A 22,207-nucleotide genomic window follows, 5' to 3' on the forward strand; every position below is an offset into this window, starting at 1 on the left:
CGTTCGTGACCGCGATCGTGGTCCTTGCGATGATCGCCTTCGGGGTGCTTCTCATCCACATGCTCAACTCGCAGCACAGTGGCCGCATGACCGCCTTCCATTACGGCCGTACCGGGATGCCTGCCCCGGGCCCGGCCCCGTCGGCTCCACGGAAGACCCACGGCCGGGTGGGATTGAGCCGCACCGCAGGCCGCCCCGACCGTCGCGACGACGACTCCCACGGGCCGAGCCGACCGAACCAACGGCATCGCCCGAACTGACAGCACCGCCCGCAGCCCAAGACCCCGGCCGCAGCACGATGCCCGCCAGGCGCGGACCTTGCGTCCGACCCGGTGGCGCATCCCGACGGCCGATCCGTCATCCACCACCGTGCTCGCCAACCCAGGCTGCCGGACCGGCCGTTCACCCGTCACTGCACCCCCCGTATCGGCGGCATGCCGCGAGAGCCGAACCCGGACCCGACTCGGCCCGACCACGCTGCGCCCTGCGACGGGTACTTCGTACGTCAAGAACCGAGGAGCCATGCCCCTTCCACAACTGAACATCCACCGGCACGACCAGGCCACCCGCGCGTTGATCACCCTCGCTGGAGAGATCGACCGGGCCACCGCCCCGCTCGTGCTCGCCGCAGTCACCGCATGTCTGCGCGACGGCATCCACATCGCCGACGTCGATCTCACGGCGGTCACCTTCTGCGACGTCGGCGGACTCAACGCCTTCCTCACGGCATCAGGGCTGGCCGCCGATACCGGAACGACCCTGCGGCTGCACCACCCGCCGCCCAGCCTGGTCCGCATCATCGAGATCACCGGCTCCGGATTCCTGCTCCACGAGTTCCGGGCCGTTCGACCACTGTCACCTCGCATCCCCGCCGCCGTCGGCGGTGCGCGGTGACGGCCCCGCCACGCCGTGGGCAGCCAGGCAGTGCGGCAGGCGCACCGACTCCCGCCCCCGCGGTACGACTGCGCCGGCTGAACCGCTGGCAGGCGGAGACCCTGCGGGAGGACCTGGCCGACCTGTACGTGGAGTCCTCCCACGCGCAGGCGGGCCAGGAGTACCGAGGCCGGGAGGCGTTTCTGCGCCGGCTCACCGGTGACATCCGGCGGGCGGGATTCGCCCTGTTGATCGCAGAGGACAGTGCCTTCGCCGGGTGTGCCTACGGGTTCCCCGTACCGCGCGAGGGGACCTGGTGGAGGGGGTTCGACGGAGTCCTTCCCCAGAGCGTCGAACAGCTCACCGCGTCCGGCCACGTCTTCGCGATCACCGAGATCGTGGTGCATCCCCACACGGACGAACAGGACCTCGCCCGCCGGCTCCAGCAACGCCTGCTCGCCGACCACCACGCCTCGCTCGGGGCGACGCTGGTCGACCAGGCCGACGTTCCGGCCTGCGACGCCTTCCGGTCGTGGGGGTGGCAGGACATCGGGGCCATCCGCCGGCCGTCGGATTCCACGGTCCCCCGGCCAAGGGCGCCTGTGCCGCTGCGGGCCATGGTCCTTCCCCTAGGCCCACGCACGATTGCCCGCCCGGACGGCCTCGCTCATGAGAACCGCACCCAACGTCCCGACTGACGACCAGCCCGCCACCGGGCCGGGCCGGCTGGACACCACTCGCCACGTCGGCGCTGCCTCAAGGTCCCGTCCCGAGATCCTCCGGCGACGGCGGTGGCGCGGCCCACTCCACCCGGCGGGCGCGGCTGTCGCGTGCGGTGCTGCGAGGGCGCTGACCGCTTGGACCCGGGAGGCGTCGGGCCGCATCACCTGCCCCGGTTCGGCGCGCCTTCACCGCCGGCTCAATCGAGGGTGGCGAGATGATCGGCGTCGCCGCCTCGCCACTCGACCAGGAAGATGGTCGCGTCGTCACTCGTACTGCCGCCACGTTCCTGCTTCAGGGCGTGGGAGAGTGCTCGCACCACCGCCCGTACCTCGTTGCGGTCGCGGAGGACGCGGTTGGTCCACTCGACGAGCTGCTCCTCACCGAATTGTTCCCCGCCGGTCTTGTGCTCCTCGATCAGGCCGTCGGTGAAGCACAGCAACCGGTCCCCGGGTTGCAGCATCCGCTCGCTGACCACCGGCTCCTCACCGCCGAAGCCGACCGGCAACGTGGTCGGGCTCTCCAGCCGGTCCACCACAGCGCGGTCACGGATCAGGAGCGGAGCCGGGTGGCCGGCGTTGACCCAGTGCAGCCGGCCTGTGGCGATGTTCAGAACCATCATCTGTGCGGTGACGAAGTGGTCGTGGCCGAACTGCTCATTGATCGCCCTGTCCATGAACGCGTAAACCTGGGACAGCTCGGTATTGGCCCGTCGCGTGTGGCGATAGGCGCCGATGGCCACCGTCGCCATGGTCGCCGCGTCCAGCCCGTGGCCCATCGCGTCGATCATGGCCATGTGGAGGGTGTCGCCGTTGAGGGCGTAGTCGAAGCTGTCGCCGGCCACGTCGTAGGCGGGCTCCAGGATTCCGGCGACCTCGACCTGCGGAACAGTCATCGACAGCGGGGGCAGCAACGACCACTGGATTTCCGCGGCCACGCTCATCGGGGCGCTGCGGCGGGCCTGGAAGAACAGGTCGGTGTAGGCGTCCTTGGTGACGATCATGTCCGCGACCAGACCGGCGAGTCTGCGGAGCAACCGCCGGTCGTCGTCATCGACCCTGTCCAGGGTGACGGCCATCGCCCCGATCTGGTCGCTGCCGTCCAGCAGTGGCAGGTACATCCGCACGCTGCCGTCCTGCGGCACCTCTACCGTTCTGCGGCTCAGGAACGCCTCGCCGGCCGGGGAGTCCTCGACCGTCTCGGGGCTGCCGACCCTCAGCCTCCGGCCCGGGAGCGGCACCAGCAGGACCTGTTCGTAGTCCTGCAGGAGGATGGAGACCTCCCGCCCCCCGACCCTGGCCACCTCTTCCGCGACGAGTGGGGCGATCAACTCCGGCGGCATCTCGTGGGCCCGGTCCAGCAGCACCCCCAGCAGTCGTTCGCCAAAGCCTTCCGACCGGTCCAGCCCGATCCTGTCCGGCTTTCGCCCACTGTCCGTCATTGCTGTGCTGCTTTCCTCGTCCCGGGCGCATGAAGAACCGCAGCCGGTGCGGGCGGTACCGGCCGGAACGGCGCCTTCAATATCCCGACCACATGCCCCGCCGTAACGCACAGCCGACCTGCTCGGATCAAACCGGCGGTCAACGGTGATCAGCGTGAGCCGACGCGCGCCGACCGGCACAGGCTTGCATCGCCGACCGTGCAGCGAGCCGATTACGCCACAGGCGGCATGTCACCCCCAAACGCCTGTCGCCACAAGAGGCTTGGGCCGACGGCTGCTCCTGGCGCAGGATCGTTCCGTTGCGGCTGAGGTGGCACATCTGCGGCAGAGCGAATCCGTCGGCTGATGATCGACCCGCCCCGCACCTGGTACAGGCCCGCGGACCCGTAGGTCAGGGTCCCCCGGGAAACACGGAGGCGACGCCCCAACGGCCCCGGCGTATGCACACCGGGGCCGCCCTTCCGGGCCCTGGCACGTGAGAGTGCACTGGCCCGCTTGTTATCGTATGCCTGATAAGCATGAAATATCCGTGCATCTTCCCGGCGCATCAGCAACTCACCGCGGCTGTCGTGAATGCCGGCGCGGGCGTCGACGCAGAGTAAAGGCGCAGGCCAGCATGCCGAGGCCCCAGGCGATCAAAAGGGCACCCCACAGCGGCATGGTCACCTCTGGGATGAGAAGTCGGATCTCGACGCTCGTGCGGTTCTCGAAGATGAAGACCAGAGCGATCGCGGTGATCAGAACGAACGGTATGAGGCGGCGGACGCCGGGGCGGGAAAGGAACGGCGTGTGAGCCTTGTGATCTGTGCCGGTCTCGGCCATGGGGTGCCTCTCCATCACGTACCCGTGAATCCAGCGTCCTCTTCTCCCGCGCGGCGTGCCACCGAAGGGACGGTGCCGAGCAGGACGACGCCCATGCCGAGGCTGGTCAGGGGGCCATGGCCGCTGCTGTAGCGCAATCCGACGGTGACGGTTCTGGCACGGGTATGCAGCCCTCGGATGTCTCGGGGCCGGGGGCGCTTGGGGCCATGAGCGGCTCGCTCGTGGTCAGTTGGCCGGCAAACCCCGTGGTGCGGATCTGGTGCTGGCGCGCCTCCGGCACGCGCCGCACGGGCAGCGGCGGAAACAAGAAGACCCAGGTCGCCGACCTGGGTCTGAATCATGGAGCGGGTGACGAGAATCGAACTCGCGCTCTCAGCTTGGGAAGCTGATGTTCTACCATTAAACTACACCCGCGTAAGACGCCCGATTCGGCGTGATCCGGAGTCGGTGTCCGATTGCCTGGTCACTGTACCTCATCACCGGCCCCCGGCGCTGAAGCCGCGGGGCCTGAGTGCTTTTCAGGGGTGGGATCCTGGTGTGGGGCACCGGAGTTGGGGCGTACGGTGGAGACGTCGGAGAGGGTCCGCGCCGGGTCGGAGTGCCGCCTGGAGGGCCGTCCCTTTGATCCCGTAATGTGGCCTCTCGTCGTCAGGCAGGCAGCAGCCAGACGCGGCTCTTGGGGAAGGGACTCTAGGACTTGATGGAGCGCACCGTCGTCCGTTGTGCCGATGGGCACGTGTTCAGCACCGCTTCGTTCCCGATGCAGCAGGCCGAGCGCCTCGGCCCCGGCCGGCTCGTTCGATGTCCCCGCTGTGCCCGGCTCCGCAGTGTGGTGCCGGTGCAACTGGAGAAGCAGTAGCGGAGCGGACGCACACGCAGTACCAGCAGTGACAGCCCGGCGCGCGGGCGGCGCGATTGTCGTCGTCCCGCGCGCCTTGCGTATCCTCGGGGCGTGCTTCTCTCAGACAAGGACATCCGGGCCGAGATCGACGCCGGGCGGGTACGGATCGATCCCTACGACCAGACCATGGTGCAGCCGTCCAGCATCGACGTACGGCTCGACCGGTACTTCCGGGTGTTCGAGAACCACCGGTACCCGCACATCGACCCCTCGGTCGAGCAGGCGGACCTCACGCGGCTCGTCGAGCCCGAGGGCGACGAGCCGTTCATCCTGCACCCCGGGGAGTTCGTGCTCGCCTCGACGTACGAGGTCATCACGCTTCCCGACGATCTCGCCTCGCGGCTGGAGGGGAAGTCCTCGCTCGGGCGGCTCGGGCTCGTCACCCACTCCACCGCCGGGTTCATCGACCCCGGGTTCAGCGGGCACGTCACCCTGGAGCTTTCCAACCTCGCGACGCTCCCGATCAAGCTCTGGCCCGGCATGAAGATCGGCCAGCTGTGCATGTTCCGGCTGACGTCGCCGGCCGAGTTCCCGTACGGCAGTGAGCGCTACGGGTCCCGGTACCAGGGGCAGCGCGGGCCCACCGCCTCCCGGTCCTTCCAGAACTTCCACCGGACCCAGGTATGAGCGCCGGCCAGGCACGCGAGAACCTGACCTACGAGCGGTTCGGCGTCGCCGTCCGTGAGCTCGCGCAGGCCGTCGCCGACGACGGGTACGAGCCGGACATCGTGCTCAGCATCGCCCGGGGCGGCGTCTTCGTCGCCGGCGGGCTCGCCTACGCCCTCGACTGCAAGAATCTGCATCTGGTGAACGTCGAGTTCTACACGGGTGTGGGGACCACGCTCGAGATGCCCGTCATGCTCGCGCCCGTGCCCAACGCGATCGACTTCACCGACAAGAAGGTGCTGATCGCCGACGACGTCGCCGACACCGGCAAGACGCTCAAGCTCGTCCATGACTTCTGCGTCGAGCATGTCGCCGAGGTGCGGTCCGCCGTGATCTACGAGAAGTCCCACTCGCTCGTGAAGTGCGAGTACGTGTGGAAGCGCACCGATGAGTGGATCAACTTCCCGTGGAGTGTCGAGCCCCCGGTGGTGAAGCGGGCGGGGCAGGTTCTCGACGCCTGAGTCGAGCACGTACGGGAAGGCCCCGGCGGGAACGCCGGGGGCTACCGGCTGTCGTCGTCCGCCGTGTGGGACGACGGCTCCTCCGGTTCCGGGCCGAAGGCGTGGTGGCGCAGGCCCTCGATGTCGGTCACCACGATCCGGGATCTCGTCGGGGCGTCGCCGAGGAGCCCCAGCGCCTGTAGTTCCCGTACCCGCCGGCCTGCCGCCTCCCGGCCCATGCCCAGCCAGTCGCCCAGGTCCTCCTGCGTCACCTGCCTGATCTCGATGCCGAGGGCGGTGGTCTCGCCCTCCGCCTCCGCCAGCCGTAGCAGCAGCCGGGCGAGTCTGAGCCTGGCGGGAGCGCACGCGACGACGACGCGGTGGTGGTCGGACTCCTTCAACCGCGCGCACACGGTCATGAGCACCTTTCGCAGGATCCCCGGATGCTCGGCGAGCAGTCCTTCGAACGTCTCCCGCCCGTACCAGCGGATGTACGTCCGATTCAGCGCCGTCACCGTCGCGTTGCGGGGGCCGTTGTCCAGCAGGCCCATCTCCCCGATGAGCTCGCCGCGCCGCCGGGAGGCCAGATAGGTCGTGCGCTCGTTCTCGCCGTGCCAGAGCACACGGCATGCGCCGCTGATGATCAGAGCGACCCGGTCGGCGAGGTCGCTCTGCCGGAGGATCGTCCCGCCGGTTTCGACCGGATCCCGCGGGGCTCGCCCGACCTGCTCCATCGCCTTGCGTTCGTCGCCGTCGAGGGTGTCCCAGAACGTCTTGTGCCTCACACCGGGAGCGTCCCAAACTCGGGCCTCCTTACGAGGCAGTTGCATCCTTTTGGCCACCTTGGTGCTGCTCTTATGTGCCTTGCAGACACATGAGTAGACAGGTATGACAAATGCTCGAAGAACGGGAGCCGCCGCGTGGTCCGGATCCACGCCAGGGACAGGACGCACGCGGCGCGCAGAACCGGGTGAACATCCGGTCCGGGGGCAGTACGACCATCAGTGGCGGCGCGGTCGTGGCCGGCGGTGACGCCCATGTCGGGGACGTCGTGCACGGCGACAAGATCACCATCGTCGAGAAGGCCAAACAATGGGCCTTCGCGAACCCCCTGTTGGCGGTCGGCCTGGCGATCGTCGTCCTGTCCGGTTCGATCTGGACCGGCGTCTCCCTGGGCTCCGACCCCGCGGTCGACGTGTCCGTGGTGGAGGAGCCCGGACTCCCCGGTGCCCTGCACACGGTCGAGCAGACCCGGCTCGCCGAGCGGCTCGGGGACGCCGCCTCCTGGTGCCACCTCGTGCAGCCCGGCGACAGCAGCTGTGAGACCACCATGAACTCGGCGTTCGCCGCGAAGTCGCAGTCGTACCGGGACCGCGTCGAGGAAGTGGGGCTCGGCGAGCCGGAGAAGATCGACTCCGGCGCCCAGGTCGCGCTCAGCTGGCAGGGCATCAGCCAGGGCACCGCACGGCTCGTCCAGGCCGGCGGGCGCTGGCAGTTGAACACCTCCGACTACGGGCTGCTGAAGCTCTGCGGCGCCGGGCTGTTCCTCTCGCTGGTCGACGCGAAGAGCCAGGAACTGAAGTGCGGCATGTTCCAGCTCCCGACGTCGTAGCCGGCCACCCGGACCCGTCGGGCGTTCCTGCCGCCGCTCGGTCGGCCGGTCGCCCGGACCCGTCGGGCGTTCCTGCCGTCGCTGCGTCGGCCGGTCGCCCGGACCCGTCGGGCGTTCCTGCCGCCGCTCGGCCGGCCGGTCGCCCGGACCCGTCCCGCGTCCCCGCCGTCGCTGCGTCGGCGGCCCGGACCGCTTCGGTGCCCCTGCCGCCACCCCGTCAGCCGTTCGAACCCTCGGGCGCCCCCGCCGTCGCTCCCTCTGTTGCCCCACCCCAACTCAGAAAGTGAAATCCGCCGTGTTCCCCCATGCCCAGCATGTGCCTTTGCTCTTCGCCGACATCAAGGGATTCAGCTCGCGCAGCGACCGTGACCAACTGCGCAGCCGCGAGGACCTCTACGCCGAGTTACGGGCCGCCTTCACCGACGAGTTGTGGCGGCTGTGCCCTCAGGAGGACCGGGGGGACGGCGTGTTGCTGGTCATACCGCCGGATCTGCCGGTGCAGGCCCTGTTCACCGCTGTGCTGCCCCGGCTGGAACAGGGGCTGGGCGGGAGACGGCGCAGCGACCCGCTGCTGCGGCTCAGGATCGCCGTGCACGCCGGGGCCGTCCATCGCGACGGTCACGGCTTCGCGGGGAACGCGGTCAACCATGTCTTCCGGCTCTGCGACGGCGAGCCGCTGCGGCAGGCGCTCGACGAGGCCGCGAGCGACACAGCACTCGTGGTGTCCGAGGTGATCCACGACTCGGTGGTGCGGGCCGGTCTCCCGGGAGTGGAACCCACGACGTTCCATCCGATCACGTTCCAGGTCAAGGAGACCCGCGCCAGGGCGTGGCTGCACGTGCCCGGCGACAACGCCTGCGCGATGCGGATCGCCCGCGAGTCGGCGGCCGGGACGGACGAGGGGCGGGACCGGGACGGGCGCGGCGGGGTGTCCATCAGCGCCGGGCACAGCGTGCACATGAACGGCGCGGTCGTGGCGGGCGGCGACGCCCGGGTGAGTTCGCCGCCCGCCCCGCGTTCGCGCCGGTGGCGCGGCGGGCGGTGACGGTCACCGGGCCGGGGGGTCGGCCCGTGACGGGACGCGAGAAGTAGCAGGCAGTAGCAGAGAGAGGGGGAGGCGGATGACTCGCCGAGCCGGGGGTCCACGACGGATCGCCGCAGCCGTGGTGGCCGTCGGGCTGATCGCACTGACCACCGCCGGGTGCGCCACGGGGCCGACGTCCAGGAAGGAGGTCTGTGAGCGGTACGACTCGCTGAGCGACCGGATCGGCATCGGCACGGTGTTCGGCAACCCGGTGTTCTGGGCGGCCGGCGAGCTCGCGGACGTGGCCGACCGCTACGAGGGGCCGGAGGACCTCTCGTCCGACGCGGAACGGCTGGACTCCATCTCGGACGCCGACGAGACCTCCCTCCTGGAGCTGAGCGAGGCCACGGAGAGCGTCGCCGCGCTCTGCGGCCATCCGCTCGGGATGGGCTCGACCCGGCCCTTCGGGTGAGCCACGACACACGGATCAGTTACTTGGCAATGGCCGGGAGCCGGTGACCGCCGTGCTCCCGGCGCGGATCGAACAGTGAGGACGGGCAGCCGGGTGAGCGTGGAAAAGGTGTTGATGGGGGCGGGCACGGCCCTGTTCGTGGTGATGGCCGTGCTGCTGAAGGTGGGCACGACGAGCATGGGTCTGTTCGTCACCTACGGAGTGCTCGCGATGATCGGCGCGGGCGCCGCACTCGCGGGCAAGAAGCTGCGCGACCAGAGCCGCGGCCGGTGAACGGGACGTCGCCCGGCACGACGGACGGGATCTCCGGAACGCTGATGGGCGTACTGGCGCTGGTGGTCCTGGTGATCTTGGCCGTCCTGTGGGGGAAGCTCAAGGACTACGGCCGCGCGAAGGCCAAGCAGCACGTGTTCGCCCGGCGTGACCACCGGGACGGGCAGCAGCTGGTGGCCGAGGAGCTGCACTTCACCCTGGCGGCCGACCCGGGGCGGATCCGGGACGTGGTCCTGTCGTCCGTGCGGCTCGCTCCGCAGTGTCCGGCGGTCCTGGCCGACGCGTACGTACTGGAGGCGTCGGACTCCGAGGTGGTCGTCGCGTACGGCAGTGCCCTCTCGCGCCGGAACTTCACCGCGTCGCTGCGGCTGAGTCCGGCCGGGGCCACGGGCGATGCCGGGCGGGTGGACGCGGTGTGGGGCATCCGTACCTGGACGCTCTCGGACGGGGTCACGGACGGTGTGAGCGTCATGCGCCGTCTGCGGGAGGACGTCGAGGCCGCCCTGCGGGGCCTCGACCCGGGCCTTCACCGCACCGTCCGGCGCACACGATGAGAAGAGGCCCCTGCCGCACCGGCAGGGGCCTCTTCCTCCGTGGACCGCCGTCCGCTAGAACGTGCCCAGCTTCACGATCGACAGCAGTGCGATCAGCTGGATCGCGCTCGCCCCCAGGGCCTTCGGCCACGGGAGGTCGTGGGACTTGGAGACCATCAGGGTGAGCAGGGCGCCGCCGGCCACCCAGGTCGCCCAGCCGAGGGCCTGGACGAGGGTCGCGTCGCCGCCCGCGAACATGGCGAAGACCAGGCGGGGGGCGTCGGTGAGGGACATGATCAGCATGGAGAGGCCGACGGTGGGCTGCCAGGCGCCGTCGCCGCCGAGCTGGCGGGCCATGGTGTGGGTGACCACGCCCAGGACGAAGGCGGAGACCGCCATCGCGACCGCCGTGGTCAGGACGATCGGGACCGCGTTGGAGAGGGTCGCGTTGATCGCGTCCTCACGGGCCGTGTCGAAGCCGAAGACGGCGAGCAGGCCGTACAGGAGCGTCACGATCAGGGCCGGGCCCCACATCGTGTAGTCCCGCATCTGGAGGAAGGTCTGCGAGGGGGAGAGGATGATGCCGCGCAGCAGGGCCTTCCAGTGCAGACGGGGGCCGATGGGGCCGGCCGGGGCCGAGCCCGCCCGGTAGGTCCCGCCCTGGGTGTAGGGGTCCTCGCCGACCGAGAAGGCCTGGGTGTGGCCCGGGTTGTTCGCCGCGTACGGGTCGTGGGCGCCGCCGGGGCCGTGCGGGTGGTCACCGTCGCCGAAGTACTCCGGCTCGCCGTGCCCCCCGTGCCCTCCATGACCACCGTGGCCGCCGCGACCGCCATGGCCGTAACCGCCTTGGCCACCGCCCCTGTTGGCCTGCGGCCAGCCGCCACCGCCGCCGCCCGGGCCGCCGTACGGCTGCTGCGGCGGCGGGGGATAGCCGTACGACTGTCCCTGGGGCGCCTGCTGCCCGTACGGAGGTTGTTGGGGGCGCGTCTGCGGGGTGCCGTTGTTCCGGCTGCCCCGTCCGATCCTGAATCCAGCCACGTCTTCGAACGTACCTGGTCCCGGAGATCGGTGTGCCGGGCCCTGCGGTCAGGGCCCGGCTTTGCGGCCGACCTGTGACATCCCCTAGGGGGTGCGGCGGCTCTCCTGCGGGTGTCCCGTCGGGGTTCCGCCGTACGGGGAGGGCCGGCCGGGTGGATCAGGATCCTGGTCCTGATCCGGGTCGGGATCAGCGCAGCATTACCTGGCCCAGTCGCAGATAGCCCGACGGCAGGCCCAGTGAGCCGGGGCCGAAGCTGATCGCCTTGCTGGTGGTGATGCCGGAGGCGGCGCCGCGCAGATTGTAGATCGACCCCGCCGGGTGGTTCTCGCCGTCCGCGCCGACGGACAGGTCGGCCCTGCCGTCGCCGTTGACGTCGGACAGGCGTACCGAGGCGCCGAAGCGGTCGGCGGTCTCGGCGGTGCCCGGGACGCCCGCCGTGTTCTGGGTGAAGGACTGGGCGCCGGTCGCGGTCAGGCCGGCGGCCGAGCCGCGCAGCACCGTGACGCTGCCGGCGATCTTCGCGGCGCCGATGGTCTCGTGGATCGTGCCCACGGCCAGGTCCGCGTAGCCGTCGCGGTTGATGTCGGCGATGGACAGGGCGTTGCCGAACCAGTCGCCTTCCTCGTCCGAGCCCGGGACGCCGGGGGTGTCCTGGGTGATCGTGGCCTGCGGCGAGGTGCGCACGCCGCTCGCGCTGCCGAGGTAGGCCCTGACGACGCCGCCGAGGCTGGTCGCGCCGTCGTCGCCGAACGTGGAGGCGACCACGTCGGCGTAGCCGTCGCCGTTGAGGTCACCGACGGTGGCCAGCTCGTAGGCGCCGTTCTTGAGGAACGCCTGGCGGGTGAGGCCGGAGGCGGAGCCCAGGTAGACGAAGGTGCCGTCGTCGTAGGTCTCTGCCTGGGTGCCGCTGACGACCAGGTCGGCGGTGCCGTCGCCGTTCACGTCACCGGCGGCCAGACTCTGGGAGCCGTAGATGGCGCCCGTGTACAGGTCGGTGGAGAGCTGGTAGCGGGACGCGGCGCCGGAGGCCTTGAGGAAGCCGCCCTTGTGGATCCAGATGTCGCTGCCGGTGCTGCCGACGGCGAGGTCGGCCTTGCCGTCCCCGCTGAAGTCGCCGACCGCGAGGGACATGCCGTACTCGTCGTGGGCCGAGGTGGCCGGGTCCGGGACGACCTGGCCGCCGGACAGGCCGCTGCTGCCGCCCCAGACGATCACGACGGCGCCGGCGTCGGCGTTCTCGCCGGTGGAGGCGACCACGAGGTCCGCGTAGCCGTCCCGGTTCAGGTCGCCGGAGGTCAGGGCCTGGCCGAACTCGTCGCCCTGCTCGGCGGTGCCGGGGATGCCGGCCGTGTTCTGGGTGATGACGGTCCGGCGGGTGGCGCTGATGCCGTTCGCGGAGCCGTAGTTGACGACGACCGCGCCCGCGTCGGTCTTGCCGCCGACCGGGGTGTACGGGGCGGCGGTGGCCAGGTCGCGGTAGCCGTCGCCGTTGAAGTCGTCGGCGTACTTGGCGGGGGCCGCGGCGGCCGGTGCGGCGGTGAGCAGCGGCGCGGCCGTCAAGGTGGCGGCGACGGTGGCCGTGGCCAGGGCCAGTGATTGGAGGCGGTGGCGGTTGCTGTTGCGGTGGTGCCGCAGCATGTGGGGTTCCTCCCGCGATGGTGTGGGTGGGGTGGGGGCGCCCGCCACCCGCGCGTCCGTGTGTCCGCGCGGGTGGCGGGCAGGGGGTCAGCCCGCCAGTACGTCACCGAAGTAGGTGAGGCCCGACGGACCGCCCAGCGTCGTGCTGCCGAAGGCCTTCGCGCCGGTGGCGGTGATGCCGGAGGAGCTGCCGCGCAGGGCCCAGGCGGAGCTCGCGCCGTCGTTCTCGCCGCGGGCGCCGGAGATCAGCTCGGCGCGGCCGTCCTTGCTGACGTCGGTGAGCAGCACGGAGTGACCGAAGTAGTCGTACGACTCGGCGGTGCCCGGCACTCCGCTCGTGTCCTGCGAGAACGCCTTGGAGCCGGTGCCGGTCAGGCCGGAGGCGGAGCCGCGCAGGATCACGACCGAACCGGCGTCTGTCTTCCCGCTCAGGTCCTCGTTGGCTACGCCGACCGCGATGTCGGCGTAGCCGTCGCCGTTGGTGTCACCGGCGTCGAGGCTCCAGCCGAAGGCGTCGTTGCGCTCGGACGCGCCCGGCACCCCGGTGGTGTCCTGGGTGAAGCGGACGGGGGTGCGGGTGCTCAGGCCGCTCGCGGCGCCGTACGTCACGGTCACCGCGCCGCCGGAGCCGCCGTTGGGCTCGTCCGTCGACTTCTCCATGAAGTTGCCGGTGACGATGTCGCCGTAGCCGTCCTTGTTGACGTCCGCGATGACCGCCGCGTAGCCGCCCGCGACCTTGCTGGACGGCGTGAGGCCGGTCGTCGTTCCCTTGTACAGGACGCTGCGCGTGCGGTAGCCGCTACTGATCTCCTCCTGGCCCATGACCAGCAGGTCCGACTTGCCGTCGCCGGTGACGTCACCCGCGACGATCTGGTCGGTGTTGATGCCGGTCTGCTCGGAGGTGTCGATGCCGACGAGCCCCGTGGCCTGGCCGGTGCGGGTGATGGGGCCCTTGAAGACGTTCAGCCCCGGGAAGGCGTTGTTGGCCGCCGCGAGGTCGGTGTCGCCGTCGCCGTCGAAGTCGCCGGTCGCGACGGACCAGCCCAGCTCATTGCGGTTCTCGGGGAGCGGGGAGGAGATGTCGGTGCCGGACTTGATGCCGGTCGCGCCGCCCCACAGCACCGTCAGGGCGCCGAAGTCGTCGGTCGAGCCGATCCGCTCGGAGTGCACGCCGACCACGATGTCGGTGTAGCCGTCGTCGTCCAGGTCGCCGGTGGTCGCACGGTCGCCGAAGTAGTCGCCGCTCTCCGGGACGCCGGGGATGCCGGCCGTGTCCTGGCTGATGATCTGCCGCTTGGTGGTGTCCAGGCCGCTCGCACCGCCGTAGACGACGGCGACGTAGCCGGCGTTGCTCTTGCCGGCGACCTTGGCGAGGGGCGCGGTGATGACGGCGTCGCGGTAGCCGTCGCCGTTGATGTCGCCGGCCAGGCCCGAGGGCGCGGCGGCGGCGTTGGTGGCCGGGAGGGCGGTCAGCAGGCCCGTGGTGAGGGTCGCCGCGAGCAGCAGCGTGCGCTTGCGCAAGGTGAAGTCCCTTTCGGAATGCCGGAGATCAGGAGTTGAGGGCCGTGCCGTAGCCGGGGCCGCCCGCCGTGGAGACGCCCGTCGTCGCCGGGCCGAAGCTGATCGCCCCGCCCGTCGTCACCCCGCTCGTCGCGCCGCGCAGCGACCAGACGGCGCCGTCGCCGTTCTCGCCGGTCGCGGAGACGGTGAGCTCGGCGCGGCGGTCGCCGGAGTGGTCGGCGAGCAGGACGCGGGCGCCGAAGCGGTCGTTCGCCTCGGAGGTGCCGGGCACACCGGCCGTGTTCTGCGTGAAGGACTGGACGCCGCTGGTGCGCAGGCCGGACGCCGAGCCGTACAGCACCGTCACCGAGCCCGCGCCGGAGTTCTCGCCGGACGCGCCGACGGCCAGGTCCGCGTAGCCGTCGCCGTTGACGTCCCCGAAGGAGACGCCGCTGCCGAAGCGGTCGCCCGTCTCGGCGGCGCCGGGCACACCGGCGGTGTCCTGGGTGAGGACGAGCGGGGCGCGGGAGGAGTCCCGGCCGTCCGGGCCGCCGTACACGACAGTGACCTTGCCGCCTTTGGCGCCGGCCGGGTCGGCGGAGGTCTCGCGGTCGTTGCCGACGGCGATGTCCGCGTACCCGTCCTTGTCGATGTCGCCGATCGCGGAGACGTATCCGGCGGGCAACGTCTGCATCCAGTCGGTGTAGTTGCCGATGCTCGGATCGGTCACCAGGTGGGTGATCGCGGCACCGTCGCTCTTGCGACCGTGCACGACCAGGTTGGTGTGCCGGGCGGCCGTGACCGGCCCGACGGACAGGGACGTGATGCCGTACGTCGAGGAGTACGGCGCGGGGAAGCCGGCGCCGGAACCGCCCTGGGAGGAACTGGTCCTGGTGAACGGGCCGTTGATGAAGCTGAGCTTGAAGGGCCCGTTGGAGCCGACCACGATGTCCGGGTCGCCGTCGGCCTCGACGTCGCCGGCCGCCAGGGACTGCCCGAACCGGTCCGCGTCCCGCTCAAGGAAGTTCGGCACCGAACGGGCCCCGGACAGACCCGACTTGGTGCCCCACACGACGACGGCATAGCCGTCGTTGGTGTCCCCGTCCACGTCCTCGCCGGGCGCACCGATCAGCAGATCGGCGTAGCCGTCGGTGTCGAGGTCGGCGGAGGCCACGGCGGTCCCGAAGACGTCGTCGGCCTCCGCGGTGCCGGGGACGCCGGCCGTGTTCTGGGTGATGAGGGTGCGCGTGGCCGTCTGCAGGCCGCCGGTGCCGCCGTACACCACCGACACGGCACCCGCCTTCGCCTTGCCGCCGACGGTGGCGCCGGGCGCGCCGATCGCGAGGTCGACGCGGCCGTCGCCGTTGAAGTCGTACGGCTTGGCGGCCGTCGCGGCGTGCGCGGCCGGGGCGGTGAGGGCGAGCGCGAGCGGGGTGAGGGCGGCCGCGAGGAGCGTGCCGGTCAGTCGGCGGTGCGTCACTGGGCGATCACCGAACCGAAGTAGTACGTGGACTTCAGGGAGACCGCGGCGGCGGTCAGGCCCTGGGCGCCGGACGTGGTCAGGCCGGTGGAGGAGCCGCGCAGGGTCCAGACGCCGCCGGAGCCGTTCTCGCCGTCGACGCCGACGGTCAGGTCGGCCTTGCCGTCCTTGGTGATGTCGGTGAGGTCGACCGCGGAGCCGAAGCGGTCCCAGGACTCGGCGGTGCCGGGGACACCGGCGGTGTTCTGCGTGTACGACTTCGAGCCCGACGTCTTCAGACCGGACGCCGAGCCGAACAGCACGGTCACCGAGCCGGCCTCCTTCGCCGTGCCGATGTCCTCGCCCGGGGCGGCGACCGCGACGTCGGCGAACTTGTCGCCGTTGATGTCGCCGGTGCTCAGGAACATGCCGAAGCCGTCGTCGGTCTCGCCGGAGCCGGGCACGTTCGCGCTGTCCTGGTGGATGACGGTCGGCGTCTGCGCGGGGTCGGGGCCGTTCGGGCCGCCGTACCAGACGGTGATCTGGCCGCCCTTGTGACCGCCGGGCTTGTCGCTGTTCGGGTCGGAGGAGTCGCCGAGGACGAGGTCGCCGTAGCCGTCGCCGTTGATGTCGGCGATGGAGCCCGACAGGCCGTCCGCGTTCGGCAGATTCGTGAACTTGTAGCCGCTGGTGGTCCAGCGGTAGTAGTCGACCTCGCCGCCGGAGTCGCCGTCCACGCCGAACGGGTAGACACGCTCGGCCGCCCCGTCGCCGCTCAGGTCGCCCGCGATCACGTCGTAGGTGGTGCCGAGCTCGCCGACCCGGTAGTTGCTCAGCGGGCCGTTGGCGCGGGTGAAGGGGCCCAGGTACAGGCGGGTGTGGTTCTGCCCGGTGAGGGTGACGTCCATGTCGCCGTCGCCGTCGAAGTCCCCGGTCGCGGCGCCGCGCGAGAAGCCGCCCCACTCGGAGAGCCCGGACGGCTGCGGCAGGCCCTTGCCGCCGGACAGGCCGGACTTGGAGCCCCACAGCACGGTGCCGGCGCCGACGCCGTCCCGGTCGCCGACGGTCTCGCCGGAGGAGCCGACCACGAGGTCGGAGTAGCCGTCGCGGTCGAGGTCGGCGGTGGCCAGGGAGGAACCGAAGAGGTCGCCCTCCTCGGCGGTGCCGGGCACGCCGGTGGAGTTCTGCGTGATCACGGCCTTGCGGGTGGCGGACACTCCGGTCGAGGAGCCGTACAGCACGACGACGGCGCCTGCGCAGGACGCGGAGCCGACGGTGGTGCACATGGCACCGACAGCGACATCGCGGTACCCGTCGCCGTTGAAGTCGCCGGCCAGGCCCGAGGGCGCGGCGGCGGCGCTGTTGGCCGGGAGAGCGGTGAGCAGGCCGGTGGTGAGAGCGGCGGCGAGGAGGAGGGGGCGCTTGCGCAAGGTGGGTGCTCCTGGGAGGAGGGGCGCGCCCGTTGCCGGTGGGGGCGGGTCCGGGGTGCTTCGGGTGTCAGGGGGCCGGGCCCGTGCGGTGACGGGCCCGGCCGGGTCGTGCGGTGGGTGGTGCGGTGGCTCAGTCGGCGAAGTTGGCGCCGAAGTACGGCTTGCCCGTCGTCGAGACGCCCGAGTTGCTCGGGGCGATGGAACGGGAGCCGGTGGTGATGATCTTCGAGCCGTTGGAGGGCAGGTAGGTGACCCCGCCGTTGCCGTCGTTCTCGGCGGAGCCGGCGATCAGGTCGGCCTTGCCGTCGCCGGTCACGTCGTCGAGCTTGACGTCCATGCCGAACATGTCGCCCTTCTCGTCGTTGCCGGGGACGCCCGCGGTGGACTGCGCGAAGGACTGGGTGCCGGAGGTGGTGTTCAGGCCGGAGGCCGAGCCGTACAGGACGGTGACCATGCCGGTGTCCGTGGCGCTGCCGATGTTCTCGCCGGCGACGCCCACGGCGAGGTCCTGGTAGCCGTCGCCGTTGATGTCGCCGAGGTCCAGTTCGTAGCCGAAGTAGTCGTTCTTCTCGGCCGTGCCGGGCACGTTGCCGGTGTTCTGGGTGATTCCGGTGGTGGAGCCGATGCCGCTCGCGGCGCCGTAGGTGATCCACACCTTGCCGCCGTCCTCGGCACCGGGGAAGGTCACGCCGTCGTCGGCCTTGTTCCAGTACATGCCGGTGACGATGTCGCCGTACCCGTCGCCGTTGACATCGCCGATCCCGGTGATGACGCCGCCCTTGAGGGGCCGGGCGTCGCCGGCGGACAGGCCGCCGTCGGTGCCGGGCACGAGGTAGTTGGTGTTCCAGCCGTACTGGGTGTCGGTCTCGTAGCCGTCGACCACCATGTCGGTGCGGCCGTCGCCGTTCACGTCGCCCGCGTGGAGGTTGAGCGGGCCACGCGCCGAACCGCCGGACATGATCTGGGGCTTGACGGTGTAGCGGCCGCCGAGCGCGGTGCCGGAGGTGTTGAAGCCGCCCTTGAAGACGTAGATGGTGCTGGAGGTGCTGCCGACGGCCAGGTCGGTCTTGCCGTCGCCGTCGAAGTCACCGGCGGCGAGGTTCTTGCCCCAGGCGTCGTGCTGGGTGGGGGCCGGGTCGGCGACGGTGACGCCCTTCCCGGTGATGCCGGAGGCCGAGCCCCACAGGATGGCCAGGCCGCCGCCGTCGACGTCGCTGCCGACGTCCTCGCCCCCGGCGCCCACGGCGATGTCGTCGTAGCCGTCGCCGTTGAAGTCGGCGTAGGCGGTGTCCCAGCCGAAGCGGTCGCCGGCCTCGGCGGTGCCGGGGGCGCCGGTGGTGTTCTGGCTGATGGTGTGGCGCTTGGCGGACGAGACGCCGGTGGCGGTCCCGTACAGGACGATGAGCTGGCCGGCGTCCTTCTTGCCGCCCACGTAGGCGCTGTCGGCGGAGAAGGCCACGTCGCCGATGCCGTCGCCGTTGAAGTCGGCGTGCGGGACGGTGGCCGAGTCGGCGGCGGTCGCCGGCGAGGCGGCGAAGCTGAGCAGACCGCCCGTCAGCGCGGCAGCGGTGGCCGTCGCGAGGGCGAGTCGCAGCTGGTGCTTGTGCATGCGGGTTCTCCTGCTGCATGCGGGGATGCCTGGCCGGCATCCACAGTCGGTGGGGTGCGACCGGCGGCGTTCTCCGGGAGTTGTCCTCGGGTTCACCGGGCGGTCGGCGATCAGGAGACCTGCGATGGGGCGGAAGGGTTGTACGTGAGTTCGAGAAACTTTTGAGGCGGCTGCGGGTATCCGGCATTGATGCCGATACGGCACTTAAATCACCTGTGGTTGCACTCGCCGCGGCCCGTGCCGGAGGCGAAGCCCAGCCAGGTGTGCCGGTTGCCCCACCAGCACCAGCCGACCTTGGGCGCGTCGCGCCGCTCACGGCCGTCGCGACCCGTGCCGTTGCTGATCCAGATCGCCGGGGTACGGGCGTCCAGCGTGCCGTTGGCCTTCCGGAGCCGGGAGCCGATCGTCATGAAGCAGTGGTTGCGTTCCAGAGCCGCGGGCTGCTGGAGCACCCAGTGGATGCCTTCGCCGAGCACAAGGGGAGTCCGCCCCTCTCCGGCGAGCGCGGGCAGCGCCTCCTCCGGACTCCAGTTGGCCATGCGGTCACCGCGGTCCAGGCCGGTGACGACGTAGAGGGCCGAGTCGGGCAGCTCGACGCCGGCCGGGGCGAAGTCGTCGACGTCCGGCATGTCTACGACGACGAAGCCGGGCTTGTCGCCGCGGCGGAGCAGAGGGGTGAGGGCGGAGGCGGGGACACGGTCGGGGTGGACGGCGAGAAGGGCGTCGCCGCAGCCGGGTCGGCCGGGGCCGCTGCCGTCGCCGGGGCCGTTGCCGGCGCTCGCGCTTCGGGCGTAGGCCCGGATCTCGTCGGCGGGTATCCCGGCGAGCTCGGGCACGCCGAGGGCGATGAGTCGCTCCGCCTGGTCGGTGAGCGGTGGGAGAGCGGGCAGGGCGGCGTTCGACGAGGTGTCGGGCAAGGCACTCCTTGGTCGGGGCCGGTGAGTGGAGGTCGCGTGGGGCCAACGCGGTGTCCGTGCCGAAGGTTCCCGTTCGGGATGTGCCACCCCGCTGAGCGGCCGACATGTGTTTCGTGTGGATTCCGTGACCCCGGACCGGCCCCTTTGCCCTCCCGTGGCATGATCGGGCCGATTCGGCCGCTGGCTGCAATTTGCCGGTGCGACCGCGAAGCGGGAACGGGGAGGACGTGCGTGGGAGATCACTTCAGGGTCGATATCGAGCAGCTTGCCGCCTTCACCAAGGACCTCGACGAGGCCGGCGAGTCCCTTGAGCAGGTGCGAACGGCCCTTGGGCACGTGCGGGCCGACCAGCTCGGGACCGCGGAGCTGGACGAGGCGTGCGACGAGTTCCAGGAGCGCTGGAAGTACGGCGGCGAGCAGATCGCGGAACGCATCGGCAAGCTCACCGAGGGCCTCCGCAAGAACACGGACAACTACCGCGAAGTGGAGACCTCCCTGGAGGAGAGCTTCAAGCGGGCCGCGGCCGCGGGGAAGTGAGCACGATGGCCCAGAACCCGTATCCGCACCTCGGCTGGAACCCCGTGCCCGGCGAGCCCGGCGAGGTCGAGAAGCTCCGTACCCAGCTGGTGAATTCGGCGAGCGCGCTCCGGACGGCGTACCGGAAGATCGACAAGCTGCTCGGCGAGTCGAGTTTCTGGGAGGGCGACGCCGCCGCGGCCTTCCGCGAGGCCCTCGACGGCGATCTGCCGAAGTACATGAAGGACGCCCACAGGTCGCTGACCCAGGCCGCAGGTCACCTCGGTACCTGGCACGGCGGGCTGACCGGCCGACGGGAGCTGGCGCACAGGTACGACGTCGAGGCGGGCGAGCACAGGAGCGCGCTGCGGGCCGCCAACTCCCGGCACGAGAAGGCCAGGCAGGACCCGGACCTCGGGCTCGCGGAGCAGGCACTCGACGAGGGCCCCGAGCCCCGGGCCGCGCAGACCCGGCTGACCGCGGCCGACGCCCGGCTCGGCGAAGCCGTCGCCGCCGTGCACAACGCGCAGGCCGCGCTGGACGAGGTGATGCGCAAGGCGCGGGAGCTGGAGGGGACGCACGAGGACCAGGCACGGGACCTCGCGAAGAAGCTGAAGGACGCCACGCGGGACCTGGCGCCCGAGGAGCCGGGCCGGCTGGGCAAGGCCCTCGGCTGGATCGGGGACGACCTCACCGACACCCTGAACACGGTGGCGGCGGTGTCGGGGTTGCAGGCGCTGCTGTGCACGGGACCGGTCGGGATCGCGATGCTGCTGACGTCAGGTGCGCTGAGCCTGGCGACGACGGGTTCCCGGCTCGCCGACCCCGAGGTGCGGGCCTCGCTCGCCGACGGGTTCACCGAGGGCGAGCTCGACGCGGACTTCTGGGCGAACTCGGCGTTCCTCGCCGGTGACGCGGTGGCCGCGGTGCCGGAGGTGCGGGCCGTGAGCCGCGGTCTCCGCAGCGCGGTCAAGTCGAAGAAGTACGCCTCCCGGGCCGCGAGCGCCGGGCAGTTCCTCGGCCGATTCGCCGACGACTCCGTCACGGGCGGGAGCCGGACCGCGCGGCCCGGTTCCCTCGACCCGGCCGGATACCTGGTGGTCAGGGCCGCGGGCGGCAGCCGGACGGGCAGGGGCCCTGTCCCGCCTGCCACGGGTGTGGTCATCGCCGGCCACGGACCGGCCGGCGAGAACGTCGACGCGTCGAAGAGCGACGGCGACAGGAGCACGGCCACCGGCGGAGCCGCGGCTCGCACGGGCCTGTTCGACGGCCCCGGCGCCCGAGGGATCGTCGGCGACGTCGCGCGGGTGCTGCGATGACGGAGATGACGGAGAAGTCCGCCGAGGTCCCGAGGCGCCTGTTCATCGACGACTCGGCCAGGGATCCGAGCTCGATGATCTGGTACGCGCTGCCGGGCGGGTTCTTCGACGTCCCCGTCGACGCGCTCGACCCCGAGCCGGGCTCCGGGCAGGAGGCCCACCTCGATCAGGCGCTGGCGCTGGTCCTCGACCTCGCGCCCGGGGACCGGCGTGACCGGTACGCGGGCGCGCTGCGGGACGTGCGGTTCATGGCCGGGCAGATGCGGAGCGAGGGCGTCATCGGCTGCTCGCTCGGCATGCACTACGCGGACGACGGATCCTCCGCCTCGTCGGTGTTCACGGTGGCGCTCACGGACATCGAGTGGGCCCCGGCCAAGGTCACGGCGGTGCGCGCGGTGTCGCTGCGCGAATCCGCCGAGAACGTGGCGCTGTTGACACTTCCGGGCAGCCGCCCGGCGGCGATCTCCGACACCGTGATCACCATGCCGGCCCTGGAGGGGGTGCCCAGCCACGAGGTCTACCAGTGCAACCTCTACATCCCGGCTCCCTCGGGCACACAGCTGGGCGTCCTGACGCTGAGCACCACGGCCGTGGGTTCCCGGAAGCACTACCGCGAACTGATGCAGGGCATCGCGCACACGGTGTCCTTCCACGATCCACTCCCCGAGATCGAACGCACCGCACGCGACGACAACGCCACCGGCCCCGACGGCGGCGCCATCGCCTCTGACTTCGGCTGACCGGAACGGGCACATGATCACGAACGGCGCGTCCTCGCCGTCCATTCCTGGCGTCGGCAGCAGGGGGCCGTGCGGATCGACCAGGGCAAAGCGGTCTTTGTGCGGCCTGACCCCGACCGTCCGGAGAAGACGGCATCGCTGAAGCACGCGGCCGTCATGTTCGGGTCCCGGACCCAGCAGGCGCTGAAGGACGACGACGAGGAGCTCTGGTACGCGGGGGACCCGCGCACCGCCGCCCGCCGCAACGGCCTCAGCCCGGAGGC

At 71.2% G+C, this 22,207-nt stretch carries 23 protein-coding genes and 1 tRNA gene; 13 read left to right on the forward strand and 11 right to left on the reverse strand.

Annotated elements, in window-relative coordinates:
* Positions 1-5: 5 nt before the first annotated feature.
* The 3 genes from PGH47_RS22760 (at position 6) to PGH47_RS22770 (ending at position 1,571) form a co-directional block, all read left to right on the forward strand.
* Positions 6-260: a hypothetical protein gene (locus PGH47_RS22760; protein WP_271664981.1), complete on the forward strand. Its 255-nt coding sequence runs from the start codon at positions 6-8 to the stop codon at positions 258-260.
* A 262-nt stretch (positions 261-522) separates the two neighbouring features.
* On the forward strand, positions 523-894 hold the full coding sequence (locus PGH47_RS22765; RefSeq protein ID WP_271664982.1) for an STAS domain-containing protein: 372 nt from the start codon (positions 523-525) through the stop codon (positions 892-894).
* Positions 891-1,571 carry a hypothetical protein gene (locus tag PGH47_RS22770; RefSeq protein WP_271664983.1) on the forward strand — a complete coding sequence of 227 codons (681 nt, stop codon included), beginning with the start codon at positions 891-893 and terminating at the stop codon, positions 1,569-1,571. Before PGH47_RS22765 ends, PGH47_RS22770 begins: the two co-directional genes overlap by 4 nt.
* Before the next feature lie 221 nt (positions 1,572-1,792).
* On the opposite strand, the gene PGH47_RS22775 is transcribed toward PGH47_RS22770, so the two are convergent.
* From PGH47_RS22775 to PGH47_RS22785, 3 genes are all read right to left on the reverse strand, one after another.
* Positions 1,793-3,034 (reverse strand): PP2C family protein-serine/threonine phosphatase, encoded by a 1,242-nt coding sequence (locus PGH47_RS22775; protein ID WP_271664984.1) that lies wholly within the window; start codon positions 3,032-3,034, stop codon positions 1,793-1,795.
* A gap of 555 nt (positions 3,035-3,589) precedes the next feature.
* Positions 3,590-3,856, reverse strand: coding sequence for a hypothetical protein (locus tag PGH47_RS22780; protein WP_271664985.1), 267 nt, complete (start codon positions 3,854-3,856; stop codon positions 3,590-3,592).
* A gap of 340 nt (positions 3,857-4,196) precedes the next feature.
* Positions 4,197-4,270 (reverse strand) — tRNA-Gly (locus PGH47_RS22785).
* A gap of 538 nt (positions 4,271-4,808) precedes the next feature.
* Here PGH47_RS22785 and dcd point away from each other — a divergent pair.
* Together dcd and PGH47_RS22795 are read left to right on the forward strand one after the other, a co-directional pair.
* Positions 4,809-5,384, forward strand: coding sequence for a dCTP deaminase (gene dcd / locus PGH47_RS22790; protein ID WP_271664986.1), 576 nt, complete (start codon positions 4,809-4,811; stop codon positions 5,382-5,384).
* Positions 5,381-5,884, forward strand: coding sequence for a phosphoribosyltransferase (locus PGH47_RS22795; protein WP_271664987.1), 504 nt, complete (start codon positions 5,381-5,383; stop codon positions 5,882-5,884). Before dcd ends, PGH47_RS22795 begins: the two co-directional genes overlap by 4 nt.
* 41 nt (positions 5,885-5,925) lie before the next feature.
* On the opposite strand, the gene PGH47_RS22800 is transcribed toward PGH47_RS22795, so the two are convergent.
* Positions 5,926-6,648, reverse strand: a complete 723-nt coding sequence (locus PGH47_RS22800) for a Crp/Fnr family transcriptional regulator (protein ID WP_271664988.1) — start codon at positions 6,646-6,648, stop codon at positions 5,926-5,928.
* A gap of 110 nt (positions 6,649-6,758) precedes the next feature.
* On the opposite strand from PGH47_RS22800, the gene PGH47_RS22805 reads away from it, so the two are divergent.
* The 5 genes from PGH47_RS22805 (at position 6,759) to PGH47_RS22825 (ending at position 9,798) form a co-directional block, all read left to right on the forward strand.
* Complete coding sequence (locus PGH47_RS22805; protein ID WP_271664989.1) at positions 6,759-7,475, forward strand: hypothetical protein; 717 nt, start codon at positions 6,759-6,761, stop codon at positions 7,473-7,475.
* A gap of 316 nt (positions 7,476-7,791) precedes the next feature.
* The gene (locus tag PGH47_RS22810) at positions 7,792-8,520 is read left to right on the forward strand and encodes an adenylate/guanylate cyclase (RefSeq protein WP_271664990.1); all 729 of its coding nucleotides are present in this window, start codon (positions 7,792-7,794) and stop codon (positions 8,518-8,520) included.
* 76 nt (positions 8,521-8,596) lie between these two features.
* Positions 8,597-8,971 carry a molybdenum ABC transporter substrate-binding protein gene (locus PGH47_RS22815; RefSeq protein ID WP_126904073.1) on the forward strand — a complete coding sequence of 125 codons (375 nt, stop codon included), beginning with the start codon at positions 8,597-8,599 and terminating at the stop codon, positions 8,969-8,971.
* Positions 8,972-9,064: 93 nt separating this feature from the next.
* Positions 9,065-9,244 carry a hypothetical protein gene (locus tag PGH47_RS22820; protein WP_150500931.1) on the forward strand — a complete coding sequence of 60 codons (180 nt, stop codon included), beginning with the start codon at positions 9,065-9,067 and terminating at the stop codon, positions 9,242-9,244.
* Positions 9,241-9,798 (forward strand): hypothetical protein, encoded by a 558-nt coding sequence (locus PGH47_RS22825; RefSeq protein WP_271664991.1) that lies wholly within the window; start codon positions 9,241-9,243, stop codon positions 9,796-9,798. Before PGH47_RS22820 ends, PGH47_RS22825 begins: the two co-directional genes overlap by 4 nt.
* Positions 9,799-9,852: 54 nt before the next feature.
* On the opposite strand, the gene PGH47_RS22830 is transcribed toward PGH47_RS22825, so the two are convergent.
* From PGH47_RS22830 to PGH47_RS22860, 7 genes are all read right to left on the reverse strand, one after another.
* Positions 9,853-10,815 carry a Yip1 family protein gene (locus PGH47_RS22830; RefSeq protein ID WP_271664992.1) on the reverse strand — a complete coding sequence of 321 codons (963 nt, stop codon included), beginning with the start codon at positions 10,813-10,815 and terminating at the stop codon, positions 9,853-9,855.
* A 187-nt stretch (positions 10,816-11,002) separates the two neighbouring features.
* A complete protein-coding gene (locus tag PGH47_RS22835; protein ID WP_271664993.1) occupies positions 11,003-12,454 on the reverse strand; it encodes an FG-GAP-like repeat-containing protein in 1,452 nt (483 codons plus the stop codon).
* 87 nt (positions 12,455-12,541) lie between these two features.
* Positions 12,542-13,975, reverse strand: a complete 1,434-nt coding sequence (locus tag PGH47_RS22840) for an FG-GAP-like repeat-containing protein (RefSeq protein WP_271664994.1) — start codon at positions 13,973-13,975, stop codon at positions 12,542-12,544.
* A gap of 28 nt (positions 13,976-14,003) precedes the next feature.
* Positions 14,004-15,434 carry an FG-GAP-like repeat-containing protein gene (locus tag PGH47_RS22845; RefSeq protein WP_271664995.1) on the reverse strand — a complete coding sequence of 477 codons (1,431 nt, stop codon included), beginning with the start codon at positions 15,432-15,434 and terminating at the stop codon, positions 14,004-14,006.
* Positions 15,431-16,843, reverse strand: coding sequence for an FG-GAP-like repeat-containing protein (locus PGH47_RS22850; protein WP_271664996.1), 1,413 nt, complete (start codon positions 16,841-16,843; stop codon positions 15,431-15,433). The genes PGH47_RS22845 and PGH47_RS22850 overlap by 4 nt, the downstream gene beginning before the upstream one ends.
* A 130-nt stretch (positions 16,844-16,973) precedes the next feature.
* A complete protein-coding gene (locus PGH47_RS22855) occupies positions 16,974-18,452 on the reverse strand; it encodes a VCBS repeat-containing protein (protein WP_271664997.1) in 1,479 nt (492 codons plus the stop codon).
* 209 nt (positions 18,453-18,661) lie between these two features.
* Positions 18,662-19,369 carry a DUF5701 family protein gene (locus PGH47_RS22860; RefSeq protein WP_271664998.1) on the reverse strand — a complete coding sequence of 236 codons (708 nt, stop codon included), beginning with the start codon at positions 19,367-19,369 and terminating at the stop codon, positions 18,662-18,664.
* A gap of 231 nt (positions 19,370-19,600) precedes the next feature.
* Between PGH47_RS22860 and PGH47_RS22865 the strand changes: the two genes are divergently transcribed.
* Genes PGH47_RS22865 through PGH47_RS22875 form a run of 3 tightly spaced genes read left to right on the forward strand, consistent with a single transcriptional unit; the run spans position 19,601 to position 21,944 of the window.
* Positions 19,601-19,906 (forward strand): hypothetical protein, encoded by a 306-nt coding sequence (locus tag PGH47_RS22865; protein ID WP_271664999.1) that lies wholly within the window; start codon positions 19,601-19,603, stop codon positions 19,904-19,906.
* Positions 19,907-19,911: 5 nt separating this feature from the next.
* Positions 19,912-21,204 carry a hypothetical protein gene (locus tag PGH47_RS22870; RefSeq protein ID WP_271665000.1) on the forward strand — a complete coding sequence of 431 codons (1,293 nt, stop codon included), beginning with the start codon at positions 19,912-19,914 and terminating at the stop codon, positions 21,202-21,204.
* The gene (locus PGH47_RS22875; RefSeq protein ID WP_271665001.1) at positions 21,201-21,944 is read left to right on the forward strand and encodes a hypothetical protein; all 744 of its coding nucleotides are present in this window, start codon (positions 21,201-21,203) and stop codon (positions 21,942-21,944) included. Before PGH47_RS22870 ends, PGH47_RS22875 begins: the two co-directional genes overlap by 4 nt.
* Positions 21,945-22,207: the final 263 nt, after the last annotated feature.

This window comes from Streptomyces sp. HUAS 31, from assembly GCF_028198125.1.
In the GTDB taxonomy this organism is placed as follows: domain Bacteria; phylum Actinomycetota; class Actinomycetes; order Streptomycetales; family Streptomycetaceae; genus Streptomyces; species Streptomyces chartreusis.

Bases quoted from the DNA above. Each gene is read 5' to 3' on its own strand.
- PGH47_RS22795 (WP_271664987.1), top strand. From the start codon at position 5,381: ATGAGCGCCGGCCAGGCACGCGAGAACCTGACCTACGAGCGGTTCGGC.
- PGH47_RS22775 (WP_271664984.1), bottom strand. From the start codon at position 3,034: ATGACGGACAGTGGGCGAAAGCCGGACAGGATCGGGCTGGACCGGTCG.
- PGH47_RS22835 (WP_271664993.1), bottom strand. From the start codon at position 12,454: ATGCTGCGGCACCACCGCAACAGCAACCGCCACCGCCTCCAATCACTG.
- PGH47_RS22870 (WP_271665000.1), top strand. From the start codon at position 19,912: ATGGCCCAGAACCCGTATCCGCACCTCGGCTGGAACCCCGTGCCCGGC.
- PGH47_RS22765 (WP_271664982.1), top strand. From the start codon at position 523: ATGCCCCTTCCACAACTGAACATCCACCGGCACGACCAGGCCACCCGC.
- PGH47_RS22815 (WP_126904073.1), top strand. From the start codon at position 8,597: ATGACTCGCCGAGCCGGGGGTCCACGACGGATCGCCGCAGCCGTGGTG.
- PGH47_RS22855 (WP_271664997.1), bottom strand. From the start codon at position 18,452: ATGCACAAGCACCAGCTGCGACTCGCCCTCGCGACGGCCACCGCTGCC.
- PGH47_RS22780 (WP_271664985.1), bottom strand. From the start codon at position 3,856: ATGGCCGAGACCGGCACAGATCACAAGGCTCACACGCCGTTCCTTTCC.
- PGH47_RS22805 (WP_271664989.1), top strand. From the start codon at position 6,759: ATGCTCGAAGAACGGGAGCCGCCGCGTGGTCCGGATCCACGCCAGGGA.
- PGH47_RS22875 (WP_271665001.1), top strand. From the start codon at position 21,201: ATGACGGAGATGACGGAGAAGTCCGCCGAGGTCCCGAGGCGCCTGTTC.